Annotated in this window: 12 protein-coding genes; 8 read left to right on the top strand and 4 right to left on the bottom strand. The window is 25.6% G+C overall.

Annotated features, from left to right (window positions below):
* The first annotated feature begins 7 nt into the window (after positions 1-7).
* Positions 8-304 (top strand): HU family DNA-binding protein, encoded by a 297-nt coding sequence (locus tag MAU_RS02515; protein ID WP_004424943.1) that lies wholly within the window; start codon positions 8-10, stop codon positions 302-304.
* On the opposite strand, the gene recU is transcribed toward MAU_RS02515, so the two are convergent.
* Genes recU through MAU_RS02530 form a run of 3 tightly spaced genes read right to left on the bottom strand, consistent with a single transcriptional unit; the run spans position 294 to position 3,810 of the window.
* Positions 294-815 carry a Holliday junction resolvase RecU gene (gene recU, locus MAU_RS02520; protein ID WP_004424946.1) on the bottom strand — a complete coding sequence of 174 codons (522 nt, stop codon included), beginning with the start codon at positions 813-815 and terminating at the stop codon, positions 294-296. The genes MAU_RS02515 and recU overlap by 11 nt on opposite strands.
* Before the next feature lie 39 nt (positions 816-854).
* Positions 855-2,966, bottom strand: a complete 2,112-nt coding sequence (locus MAU_RS02525; RefSeq protein ID WP_004424949.1) for a UU173 family protein — start codon at positions 2,964-2,966, stop codon at positions 855-857.
* A complete protein-coding gene (locus MAU_RS02530; protein WP_004424952.1) occupies positions 2,941-3,810 on the bottom strand; it encodes an MAGa7180 family putative nuclease in 870 nt (289 codons plus the stop codon). Before MAU_RS02530 ends, MAU_RS02525 begins: the two co-directional genes overlap by 26 nt.
* Before the next feature lie 350 nt (positions 3,811-4,160).
* Here MAU_RS02530 and MAU_RS02535 point away from each other — a divergent pair, with 350 nt between their 5' ends.
* From MAU_RS02535 to tuf, 4 genes are all read left to right on the top strand, one after another.
* Positions 4,161-4,934: a hypothetical protein gene (locus MAU_RS02535; protein WP_004424956.1), complete on the top strand. Its 774-nt coding sequence runs from the start codon at positions 4,161-4,163 to the stop codon at positions 4,932-4,934.
* A gap of 91 nt (positions 4,935-5,025) precedes the next feature.
* The gene (locus MAU_RS02540) at positions 5,026-5,997 is read left to right on the top strand and encodes an ABC transporter permease subunit (protein ID WP_004424959.1); all 972 of its coding nucleotides are present in this window, start codon (positions 5,026-5,028) and stop codon (positions 5,995-5,997) included.
* Positions 5,990-7,159: a hypothetical protein gene (locus MAU_RS02545; protein WP_004424962.1), complete on the top strand. Its 1,170-nt coding sequence runs from the start codon at positions 5,990-5,992 to the stop codon at positions 7,157-7,159. The genes MAU_RS02540 and MAU_RS02545 overlap by 8 nt, the downstream gene beginning before the upstream one ends.
* 294 nt (positions 7,160-7,453) lie before the next feature.
* Positions 7,454-8,647 carry an elongation factor Tu gene (tuf, locus tag MAU_RS02550; protein WP_004424965.1) on the top strand — a complete coding sequence of 398 codons (1,194 nt, stop codon included), beginning with the start codon at positions 7,454-7,456 and terminating at the stop codon, positions 8,645-8,647.
* A gap of 73 nt (positions 8,648-8,720) precedes the next feature.
* Here the strand turns inward: tuf and rmuC are convergent, their stop codons facing one another.
* Positions 8,721-9,968, bottom strand: coding sequence for a DNA recombination protein RmuC (gene rmuC / locus MAU_RS02555; protein WP_004424970.1), 1,248 nt, complete (start codon positions 9,966-9,968; stop codon positions 8,721-8,723).
* Between the two features lie 205 nt (positions 9,969-10,173).
* On the opposite strand from rmuC, the gene MAU_RS02560 reads away from it, so the two are divergent.
* From MAU_RS02560 to MAU_RS02570, 3 genes are read left to right on the top strand one after another with little or no spacing between them, the layout of a single operon-like run.
* Positions 10,174-10,950, top strand: a complete 777-nt coding sequence (locus MAU_RS02560; RefSeq protein ID WP_004424972.1) for a hypothetical protein — start codon at positions 10,174-10,176, stop codon at positions 10,948-10,950.
* On the top strand, positions 10,950-11,843 hold the full coding sequence (locus MAU_RS02565) for an HAD-IIB family hydrolase (RefSeq protein ID WP_004424975.1): 894 nt from the start codon (positions 10,950-10,952) through the stop codon (positions 11,841-11,843). The genes MAU_RS02560 and MAU_RS02565 overlap by 1 nt, the downstream gene beginning before the upstream one ends.
* A 3-nt stretch (positions 11,844-11,846) precedes the next feature.
* Positions 11,847-13,073 carry a hypothetical protein gene (locus MAU_RS02570; protein WP_004424979.1) on the top strand — a complete coding sequence of 409 codons (1,227 nt, stop codon included), beginning with the start codon at positions 11,847-11,849 and terminating at the stop codon, positions 13,071-13,073.
* The last annotated feature ends 62 nt before the right edge of the window (positions 13,074-13,135 follow it).

A 13,135-nucleotide genomic window follows, 5' to 3' on the forward strand; every position in this document is an offset into this window, starting at 1 on the left:
CTATATAATGACAAAAAAAGAATTGATTAAAGTAACTGCAGAAAAGACTGGTTTTCAAAATGCAATGGTTGAATCAATCATTGATCAAATGATTAGCACTCTAGTTGAAAAAATGTCTAAGGGCGAACAAGTAACAATTTCAGGCTTCGGAGTTTTTTCTTCCAGAATTATTCCACCAAGAATTAAAATGAATAATATCACTAAAGAAAATATTCAAATGCCTGAAAAATTAGATCCAAAATTTAAGTTTTCAAATTCATTAAAAGAAAATATCAATGAATCATTTTTGAAATCTAAAAAGTAAGATTTTCAATAAAATTTAAAATCCCTGGAAAAGATAAAGTTAATTTCTTACCAATTTTTAAAGCCTCATCATAATGCAGGCTTTTTTTATTTTTTAGAGCATTAATTAAATCCTTATGTAACACAAGCAAAAAAACATTTTGAATTTTGAAATATATAATTCAAAATGCAATTCCTTGGTGTTTTTCTACCATATTTAAATATGTAATTTGATGCTCTCTTATATTACTTAGGGGAAGTGTGTTGTCTTCTGTGCTTTTTGCTTCAAAAGCAAGAAATTTACCTTTACAAACTCCATAATAATCAACTGAGCTTTTACCTTTTATGATTGCTTTATCAAGATTCAAATTTTCATTTTCATAAGTTACAGATTTAAACTTTATATCCAAATTCTTTTTATGAATCATGCAAATATTATTTCTTAAATAAAATTCATTAGTTTGATTAATGATTGTTTCAAGTAACATTCCCCGATTTTTAAAAAGATAGCTCATACCAATATTTAAACACATAAAAAAGAAAAGAATTTCCTTATCTTTTCGCTACTTTTTCTAACAATCATATTTATTTCAATTGTTAAAATACTCATCTTTGTTTTGCATTAAATACTTAATTAAATCTGCTGTCATCAGCATAGCCATAACATCATTATGACAATATTTTTTTAACTCAATAGTTTTTTTATTTCATTCATTCTCTCTAATGACATTTAAGGCTCTTGTGGTAGCTATCAAAAGTGCAGCTGCTCCATTTTTAACATCTAATTTCGCATATGGAATAATATTATGCTTTAAAAATTTTCCTAAATTATTTTGTGTTACAAAAAACTCAATTTTTTTAATTGATGAAGCTCCATTAATTTCACCTAAATTAATGATACGATCATGAACAAAATATTTAAGTCCATAACCTTTAAAAAAATTACATAAATCAACTAATCTTTCAACAATGAAATCAATCTTTTTCACATACACAAGATATTCTTCATATGAAAGTTCATTTTTTTTATAGTATAAAAAAAGACTATCTTTGATTTCATTCAATCTCGATCTTTCGTATGAGATATTATAAATAATGTAATATGAAATATTTTCATCATATAAATCATCAACGATTTTTTTATAAGTGTCTAAATTAAAAGTTAAAGGATCATAAACATAATCATTACTTTCATATATTTCATTTCCTTTAGTTTTAATGATTGAAGTTTGTGAAATAATTTGACTTCAATTTGCTACTCCATCAATAATTGGATAAGGTAGTGTTACTCCCTCAAAATCAAATCATGCAATATTTTTTTCCATATCATTGATTACTTTATATTCAAAAATTTCTTCAATTTTAGGATTAATTGCAATTAAATTAAGATCATAAAATTCTTTAATTAAATTTTCCTTAAGACTTCCTAAATTTAAATCAATTCCTGCAATGGCTTTAAGAATCTTTTTGGACCCAAATTGATAATTCGGATATGACTTGGCAAAAATTTTTGGAAAGAATTTGTTTGCGCCAAAATTATCAATAAAATCATCTATTGTAACTTTTCAATCAGTTTCAAGATTTTTATTATTTTCTATTAAGTATAAAAATTCTTTGAAGGAGCAAGTATAAATACTATTTTTACTTTCGAAATTGCCAATTTTTTTATCAATAAAATTATAGTTAGCATAAACCATTTCACTTTTAACATGTTCTAAAAGTGAAAGATTATTTGTTTTAATTCGTGATGAAGAATATGCAAAATTAGGATCTGACACATAAAGGGCATTAATTTCATCTTCAGACAAAGTAGCTCTTTTTTCAGGGGAAATTGCATAGCCACTTTTTGATTGGGAACTATATTTGGTTAAAAGAAATTCTAATTTGCCTTTTTTTTGATTTTTCTTTTTTAGATATTTAGGTTTTAAAATAAATATTTCATTAATATCAAAATAATTTTTAATGATTGAATAATCATAATATGCTTTTAGAATATTTCTTTTTTTAGTTTTATTTGAATAATTTAAATTTCCAAAAAAATTATTTCTTGCATCAAAAAAAAGAACTTTTGTGAAGCAGTTTTGATATTCAAATAAAGGATTTATTATTAATTTATATCCATCCTTTAAAGCTTGGATTGTTTCAGATATTTTATTTTTTGAAGTTTGTTTATTAGAAATAAATTTTATTTGTGAATCATCTAGATTTTCTTTTTCCTTATAAAAATCAATAAGAAAAGAAATTGCTTGTTTTTCTAGTTCATCTAGTCCATTAGAAAACATTTCTAGAGTTTGAAATAATTCAAATAAATACTCAATATTCTTTTTTATATCATTAGTATCGATTGATTTTTTTAAGACTGAATTGCTTTTTATTTCTTCTTTTAGATATTCAATTTTTTCATAAATGGAAAGACTATTTAATTTTTCTTTTTCATTTTTATTCAAATATTTAACTATAAAAGTATTAAAAATCTCATCAATTTGCTCAATCTTAAAATCTAGTAAATCAAAATGTTCTTCTAATAAATTTTCAGCATCAAAACTCTCATCTAACTTGGCATTAAATGAATTTGGATTTTCATCTAATAAAATATCATCTGCATCATTAAAAATGAATCAAGGTCTTGTTGTATTAGCAATTAAGAAATCATTAAAGCTATATAGATCCTTCTTTATTTTCATACTCAGCTATCGCCTTTCCACTTTCTACTCATTTTAAATAAAGACCTTCCCACTCTTCATAATTCGAACATGCCAAATATTCAATTAAATCAGCATCGACACTTTCATTTCAAACTGGACTAATTCCGCTTTTTGTATATCTGTAATATCATTCTTTACACTTATTAATGTCATCTAATACTTGCTCTTCATTGACTTCAAAAAATCAGTTTTTGACAAATCTTTTACTGATATCTACATTTTTAGGATCAATGTAATCTTCATCTTCTAAGAAAGCTGCAACAATAGTAAATCTTTTAACATTCATTAAATAAGAATAAAGCTGCGCTTGTTTAATGTATGCTAAATTAATATTATTGTTATTCCAAGCACTCAGTTTCTTAATTCCAGTAGTTTTAATTTCAATAATTAATTTTTGTTCTTCTAAATAACCATCTGGCAAACCACCAAATAATTCGTTATTAGAAAAATAATCAAAATTATATTTTTTAGCTTCAAATCTTTCAATCTTAAAATTGTATTTTTTTTCAATCATTTCAATGATTTTAGGTTCCAATGCAATCCCAGCATCAACATATTTGCGGTCCAAAATTGGCATTGCAAAACCTGCTATTCTAGCAAAAGCTGCAAATTCACTATTTAAAGAACTTAATTTTAAAATATCCCCAAGTGCACTACCTGTTATTTTTCGAAATCCCCCAAAAGACCCAGGTTTATTAGCAAGTAATTTTGAATGATAATCAGCATCTAAAATTACAACTTTATTAACAAAGTCAACTTTGTATTCATGATTGTTATATTTAAAACGTTGTGGAATTTTAATTATTTTATTTGCAACATTCATGAGTGTATTATCCTTAGTTTACAATTTAATTTTAGTTTAGTATTGTTTCTTAATATTAAACTTAAGACTATATAAAAGTTAATATATTTAATTAATATATTATAAATAATTTAAGTTTCAATACTAAATTTAGTTAAGAGTTTCAAAGCATAATGTTAAATGTGAATTTCTTAACTATATATTTTTCAATTTAAAAGATTAATTTTGTTAATTTTTATATGCCTTAAATTAAACATATTTTTTAAAATGACAAGTTATAAATATTAAAAAATGACAAAAATAATAAAATTATAATATGCTTTTTTTTGCTATAATTTAGCTATCTAAGAAATTAGATAGGAGGAATTTATATGAAAAAAAGTTTAAAATGCGCATTATTTATGATGCCATCATTAGGACTTTTAGGATTACCTTTAGTTGCTGCTTCTTGCAACAAAACTAATAGCAAAATTGATAATAAAGATGCTTTAAAAAATATTAAGGAAGCAAAAAAAGACATCGAAGAAATCATTAAATATGAAAAAGACGCACTTGAAAAAGAAAATGCAACAAAGCTATTAGATCAAATTAAAAATTTAGAAAAAGAAGATAGCAAAAAATTAAGTGATAAAGAACTAAGCGATCTTCTAGAAAAAATTAAAGAAGCTATTGCTGACTTTAATAACCGCAGCTTCTTAGGAAATGAAATTCTAAAAATCAATCGTCTTGTTAAAAATCAAGGAAACACTGAATCAGAGAAAGTTGTTGAAGAACTAAAAAAAACAAGTGATTGAACTAAATTAAAAGAAGTTTTTGCTAAATATTCAATTGAATTTAAACTTCTTGAAGAAGACAAAATTAAAGAAATAAAAGTAGCAGATGAATCTCATTCACACCCACATGAAGGAATTATTCACTTAACAATTGAATTTGGACAAGACAAAACTAAATTTAATTACGAACTAGTTGGATTTAAACTTGAACCAAGTAAAGAAGATAAACATAAACACGAACATGATCATGATCATGAAAATGGAAACAATCATGAAGGAGAACATGGAGAAGGAAATAATGGAACTAGTACAACTACTCCAACAACACCAGCTCCATCTTCTCCAACTACAACACCTACTTCAGGTAAATAATTAAATTGTTATCTACTAATACACCATTAAAAAACTAATTGCAAGACTTAATAATATAATTAAATAAAAATAGAAATATGGAGGGTACAAGGTGCTTATTAATAGAAAATTAAACACTCTTAAAAATGTAGCCTTCTATATTTTTATTTTTTTTATTGCTATAACAATTGTATTTTTTGCAATCAATCTTTTAATTGAACCTCGTATCAAAAAAAATCTTGCTATCTATCAACAAATTTCACCCAATTTATTAATTCGTTTTAAAGTTTTTTTAAAAAACTTATTTACTTTTAATCCTGGACATATCTATTCACATGAACTTGCAAGTGTTGAAAGTAATATTTTAATTCTTTATTTAAAACAACTAAAATGAAGTATTTTAGTAAGTATAGCTATTTTTATTCTTAGTTTTATCTTAGGAAATATTTTAGGAATAATTTCTGCTTATAAATTAAACAAGGCTTTTGATATTGTTATTTCAATCATTGTTTCTTCTTTAGCTGCCATTCCACTTTTAATAATTGCAATTTTATCTTTAAGTAGCTCATCATTTTTTGGTTATCCTTCCCAATTTATTTATGAGCAAAAATTCAGCTTTATTTCTTTATTAATTCCTATTTTAGTTTCTTCATTTCCAACAATTGCCATCTTTTTTTCAAAATCACGTAAAAAAACTCTAGAAATTCTAAAATCTGAATACTACTTATTTGCAAAAACTTATGGTCTAAATCAAAGACAACTTCTAAATAAAGTAGTTTTAAAAAACTTATTTATAAGTGAGCTTAATCTTTTCTTTGTTATTTATATATTACTTTTTACAATCACAATTCTTATTGAGTCTATCTTTTCAATTCCTGGACAGAGTCTATTTATCTCTTTTGCTTTTAAAAAAGGTGAAGTTGACATAATTATGTTTTATTTTATGTTTAATTTAATTTTGCTTTCAATCCTATTTATTCTAAATAATTTCTTAAGCAAAAAATTAAATCCAATTCTTGCATCCAATTCTTTTATAAAAATAAAAAAAATAAAAAGAATGTGTGAGGTAAATAAACATGAATAATCTTTTTTCATTTCACAAACAAAAAGAAAAAAAACTTTCAGATTATGTAATTCACCAAACGTCCACAAAACAATACTGAAAACGTTTCTTTAACAATAAATTAAATTTAACTTGATTTATTTTATTTTTCATCTTACTTTTTTCTTTAGTTCTAGCACTTTTTTTTATAAAAAACTCACCCACAAAATCCATTGATGAAAACACTACATTAGTAAATAATTTGCCATCTTATTTCAGCAAAACAATTATTAAAAACTTCAGTCGTGGTCCTGAACTTGATTTTATTCGCAAAATTGCTTCTATTGATGCCAAAGTTGCTGCTGCAAACAACAAAGAACCTTTATTTATTATCTATTTTGATTCAGCTAAACATATTGGTGGAAACCAAACTATTCATACTGACATTGTAACTTTAATTTATAATCCTTATGACTTGATTAATGCAGTTAATGCCATTAATGAAAATGGATTAAAAATTACTATTCCAAATGGGCTATATCTAGGAACAAATAACCAAGGAATTGATATTTATGCAAGATCAATAACTACCCTTTGGATTACAATACTTACAATCTTTTTAGCAATACTTATCAATCTTTTTATTGGTTTTAATCTTGCTTTACTAGTAAACATTAAAACACATAATCCATTTATTAATTTTATTGATAAATTAATCAATGCAATTGCTGTTATTCCTGAAATTATTTGAGTGTTTTTAGTCTCAATATTTCTTGGCACACAATGGTATGCAATTCTTATTTCTTTATCCTTAGTTTGCTGAATTTCTTACTACAAACTTTCTAAAGAAAAAATTCATGAATTGTTACACAAAGAATTTATTTTAGCTTCAAAAGCAATTGGTTCATCTTATTTACAAATTGCATATAAACATATGTTTAGATATCTATTTGCTGACTTTTTAATTATGTTAATTGAGCGCTTTTCAATTAATATTCTAATTGTTTCATCCCTTGCATTTTTAGATTTCATTACTGAAAGTAATAATTTAAATATGGGTTCAATTTTAAAAGAAGGAATTATTCTATTTTTTGAAAATCCAAGTTACTTATTGCTTAATGCAATTTATTTAATCTTATTTTCTTTAAACTTAAAACTTCTATCATTAAGTTTTGCTAATACGTTTGAACCTAAAAATAAATAAACTAGTTTTAAGATGATATTTTAATGCTTCTTAATGTCAATTTAAGACTAAAATTATTAGGCAATTTTTGCATTTAAACATTTAGTTTTTTTAAATAATATTTTGTTAAAATATATTCATAAATAAAAATTGTTTTTTGTTAAAATTAGTTTTATTAAATTTAGTATTGAAATAAACTTTTTATAAGTTTGGACAGGACATAGCTGAAAGACTATGCTTAGGTGGTTAAACGCGTTTAATCAATATTAGATTTTATTAAATTTACTATATTAAAAAATAGGAAAGGAAAGAAAAATGGCAAAATTAGATTTTGATCGTTCAAAAGCCCATGTTAACATTGGTACAATCGGTCACGTTGACCATGGTAAAACCACTTTAACAGCTGCTATTGCAACAGTGCTATCTAAGAAAGGTTTATCAGAAGCTAGAGACTATGCTTCTATCGATAATGCTCCCGAAGAAAAAGCACGTGGAATTACAATTAACACATCACACATTGAATACCAAACAGAAAAACGTCACTATGCACACGTTGACTGTCCAGGGCACGCTGACTATGTTAAAAACATGATTACTGGTGCTGCACAAATGGATGCTGCGATTCTAGTAGTTGCTGCAACAGATGGTCCAATGCCTCAAACTCGTGAACACATTCTTCTAGCAAAACAAGTTGGTGTTCCTAAGATCGTTGTTTTCTTAAACAAAATTGATATGTTTAAAGATGACGAAAGAGAAGAAATGATTGGTCTAGTTGAAATGGATATCCGTGACTTACTAAACCAATACAAATTCGATGGTGACAACACTCCTGTTATTGCTGGTTCAGCTTTAAAAGCCCTACAAGGAGACCCAGCTTACGAAGCTCAAATTTTAGAACTTATGGACGCTGTTGATACCTATGTTGAAGAACCAACCCGTGAAACTGACAAACCATTCTTAATGGCAGTTGAAGACGTTTTCACAATTACAGGTCGTGGAACAGTTGCAACAGGTAGAGTAGAACGTGGTGTTCTAACACTTAACGAAGAAGTTGAAATCGTTGGTCTAAAACCAACTAAGAAAACAGTTGTTACTGGTATTGAAATGTTTAGAAAGAACCTAAAAGAAGCAAGAGCTGGTGACAATGCTGGTTTATTACTACGTGGTATTGATAGATCAGAAATCGAACGTGGACAAGTTTTAGCAAAACCTAAGACAATCGTTCCTCACACTGAATTCGAAGCTACAGTGTATGTTCTTAAAAAAGAAGAAGGTGGACGTCACACTCCATTCTTCCAAAACTACAAACCACAATTCTACTTCCGTACAACAGACGTTACTGGTGGAATTAAATTCATCGGACAACGTGAAATGGTTATGCCAGGGGACACAGTTGAACTAAAAGTTGAATTAATTGCTCCTATTGCTGTTGAAGAAGGAACAAGATTCTCAATCCGTGAAGGTGGTAGAACTGTTGGTGCTGGAACTGTTACAAAAATCGTTAAATAGTTTCATTATCAAAAAAAATCAATTAAAAATATGTTGCTTTTTAGGGCAACATATTTTTTTCTTGAAACTTTATTTATTCATATAATTCAGTATCTGAATTTTTTTCAATTAGTTTTTTATATTCTACTTTTTCAATATGCAAACTTTCAGCATTTGCATTAATTTTATTCATTACAATATTTGCATTTTTCGTTGCTATTCTAATTGCATCAGATGCTTTATTAACGCCTTTTTGGGATTCAACAAGATGGTCATTTAAAAGTTTGTAGTTCTTTTGAATTTCAATAAATAGATTCTTAACATCTTCTAAGTGTTTAGAGAACATAAAACCTTGATTTTTGATTAGAATATTATAAATAAAAGCCATAATTGTAGATGGGCCTTGAATTAAAATTTGATGCTTATTAAAAATTTCAGAAACCATTTCAAAATTTTCAATCATTTTTAAATAAATTGATTCAGAAGGCAAATATAAAATTCCAAATGGCACAATATTTTTATTTTCTTTAATATATTTTTCACTAATACTTTTTGCCATTTTTTTAATTTCATCAATAACTTCATTATATTTGATTTCGCTATTTATATATTTAGCCCATTTTTCTGCGGGAAATTTACAATCAATTGGTATATAAATTTCTTTTTGCACACCATCTTCTAAATATATTGATTTAATTGCAAAATCAATTTTTTCATCTTTATTTAGATCAATTTTATATTGCTTAAATCAATATTTATTTTCCAATGCAGGAAATTGATTTCTTAGAATTTGTTCTAAGTTAAATTCACCAAAGTTTCCAATTGTTTTGGAATTTGAAAAAAGCTTATTTAGGTTTGTTACAGATTCTTGAATTGTGCCAAATTCAGTCATTCCTTTGGTCATTTTATCCATTGATTCTTTAATATTTTGAAATTGAGTTTCAACTTGTTTATCTAATGTATCTTTAAAATAGCTATCAATATTGTCTTTAATTTTGCCAAATTTCTCATCATTACTTTTACTAATTGCATCAAGTTTAGTATCAATTTTTCCATTAATTTCAGCTTCTAATCTTATAAATGCGTCATTTAAATCTATTTGACCTTTCTTAATTATGTTACTTAATGAAATATCGCTAGTTCCACTAATTGCTTCAAGTAATGTTTTATGCAGCTCAGATTTTATTTCTTTACTTACATCATCACTAATACTTTTAGAATAATTTTTTAATTCATTATTATCTATATTATTCTTTCCTTTGCTTTTCAAAGCAACATAAATCAATAGACCAATTAAAACAATTAAAGTAATGATACTTACTATTAAAATTCCAATAACCATATTTTTATTTTCCTTTTTTAGACATACAAAAAATCCTTATCAAATGCTTTTTTAAACAATAATTAAATTTAAACTATTTTTTATATTAACAAATTTGTTAGAAAGGTATTTTTATTCTTATTTTAAGGCTTTTTTTAGTTTAAAAAGCATCTTTTTTATATTTCTTAATTATATAAGAACTAATCATATAAAATTTAATATACTTATGCAAAAACGAATAAAAAAAATCCTTTTTTCTTCCTTAATTCCAGCGGCGGCTCTTATCCCTATTTCAGTCTCAGTTATTTCTTGTACAGATAAAAATTTAGTAGAATTTAAAAACACAAATAAAGAAATAAAAAAGCAAACTGAGAACATTAAAGCTGAAATTAATAAGTTAACATGAGACGATTTTTATTTATCAAAAAATAGCAACGGACAAAAAATTAATTACAAAAATTTCACTTATGAAGAATTTTTTGAATATCAAGGTTCTTCCAATGAAAAAAAACTGCATAGTCTTAAAGAAATTGAAACTAATAAAGATACAAGCAAACTAGGCATTTCAAAATCTTTAGATATTGATAAAGAAAAAACTATAGATAACTATGTTGCAAATAAAGATCTCATTAAAAACATTTCAGAATTTAATAAAGATAAAAAAGATGAAGAAAAATTAATTGTTATTTTTCGCTCCGTAAAGCTAGCTGCTCCTGAAAATGCAATTTTAGTTTTTTTATGGCTTACTCAAAAAAAATATCTTGAAAAAAATAAAGAAGTTAAAGATATTAAATATCTTGCCAAAAAACAAATTAATTTATATGGACATTGGTTTAGAAATGAAGAAGCAGAAACAATAAAAAAACAAAACCATATTTGAAAAATTGTCAGTTATGTTGTCCCAGCAATTGCTATTGGTGGACTTGCACTATATATAATAATTGCCCTAATAATTCGCAAGAAAAAAACAGCATTCAAAAATAAGAAAGGAGACAAGAAATAATGCTTTCAGTTACTAATAATAAAAAACCTGTTATCTTTTCTGATGTTGATGGGACTATATACCAAGATTTTAATCTCAAAAAAGAAACAGAAATTGATATCAAATTTGCCATTGAAAATGGCGCAGATTTCAATATTTGTACTGGTAATCCAGTTCAAGAAAGAATGATTTATTTAGCAAATAAATTAAATGCTAGATATCTAATTTGTTCATCTGGTGCTGAGATTTATGATGTAAAAAATAAAAAAATCATCCAAAGTTGAAAAATTGATTATGAAATTTTATTGAAATTAATTGAAATTGCAAAAAAACTAAATATTCAGATGTTTTTTTGGGATGAAGAAAATTATTACTACTTAAAGGATGAATTTCCTATCAAAAACGAAATTCTTAAATACCACTTTATTTCAGATGAAAAAAGAAAGCAAGTGCCTAAAAAATGGAATAATGAAGTAATTAATCCAATCAAAATTGAAGTATATTCAAATTTCAATAATCAATTTCCTAATTTGCCCGCTGATGTTTTCCCATATGTGCAAAACATTGAAGGAATTGAAATGGTGCTTACACATTTTAATATTGAAATTAGTCCAAAAAATATAAGTAAAGGTTCCGCTATTAAATGAATAGTAACAAACTTATATAAGAATGAAAATGTCAATCTTGATGATGTAATGACTATTGGGGATAGCAATAATGATGCTTCGATGTTAGAAATTGGAAATTATTCATATGCAATGGCTAACTCAGTTGATAAACCCTTAAAAATTGCAAAATTTTTTACAAGCGATGTAATACAAAATGGATTAGGTGAAGCAATCTTAGATTATTTATATCGACTAAAAAATATAATAAGAAAACATATGCTTCATGAATTTTTGGAGGATAAATAAAATATGAAACTTACAAGAATCGGAACAAACTACGTAATTCAAATTAAAAATACTGAAACACTTTCTCCTTCCATAGAAGAAAAAGGAATAAATAGTGTTAAATTCATTGAAGATAATGGCAAAAAATTAGAATTAGTTATCAGTGATAATCTTTCATATGAAGAATTAGCTGGTGCTATTGCAGGGATGCATGGAATAGTTGGCTATAAATATTTTGCAATGTTTGAAAATGAGCAACACATAGCAAAAAACAAACTTAAAGATTATAATGATTTTGAATTCTATGATATTAATTCTTTTCTTTTCGAAGACATTGCAAGAGTTGTAAAAGCTAAAGAAAAAATTTATCTAACAATTATTCTTTCTGACTTTTCACTAACAACTTTTGAATTAGCATTCAAGAAAACAGCCATTCAACCAAATAATGGTAGCGGTGGTGCAGAATTTTGAAAAGTTAGAAATAAATTCCAAGGTTTTAGTGTAACAAATATCGATACCCAAAAGCAAATTCAAAATCAAAAAGAGACATTTCAAGCTGCTACTTTTTTATCTATAGCATTAATGAATAAAAATCAATATTATTTTCCACTTCCTCTTAAAAAACCAGAGTTTGAATATGAAGATTCAATCATGGCATACAATGCATTATCTTCAAGACAAGAACTTCAAACTGCAACCAAAGCTCTTGGAGCTATTTATGAATGAAGAAAATCATTTAACGATCCTGACTGATTGTCATACTTAACACTTGATATGAATTCATTGGACATAGATGATGCGTTTGATACTGATATGTTAAATGATGCTGATGAATTTGATGAATATAAAAAATATTTAGAAAATAAAAAAGTAATTGAGGATTTAAGAGAAATTGAACAAAAACAAAGAAACAAACACTTTGTTGATGATGAAGAGCTAAATATTCCTTCTGAACCTTTTAGCTTTGAAGATATTAAAAAAATTAAATCTGAATTTTTAGGTCAATTAACTAAGATGATTAGTGATTTAAATTTGGATGAAAATGAAGTAAGAAAAATGCTTGAAGATTTTACTTTTGATGTTGGAAATCCTGCAAGTGATAAAAATAATTCTTTTAATATTACAAAAGAAGAAAAAGAAAGTTTCATTAATGAAGTGTTAGAAAAATACAAAGAATTACAACAAGACGTAATGAATCCAAAAAAGACTTCAAAAAATTCTAATGATTCAAACCATGATGAAATAAACTAATTTAGAAATCCAAGGAATTAAAACCTTGGGTTTTTAAATATATGTTTATTTTTTTTGATTTG

The organism is Metamycoplasma auris 15026 (assembly GCF_000367765.1).
Classification (GTDB): Bacteria; Bacillota_I; Bacilli_A; order Mycoplasmatales; family Metamycoplasmataceae; genus Metamycoplasma; species Metamycoplasma auris_A.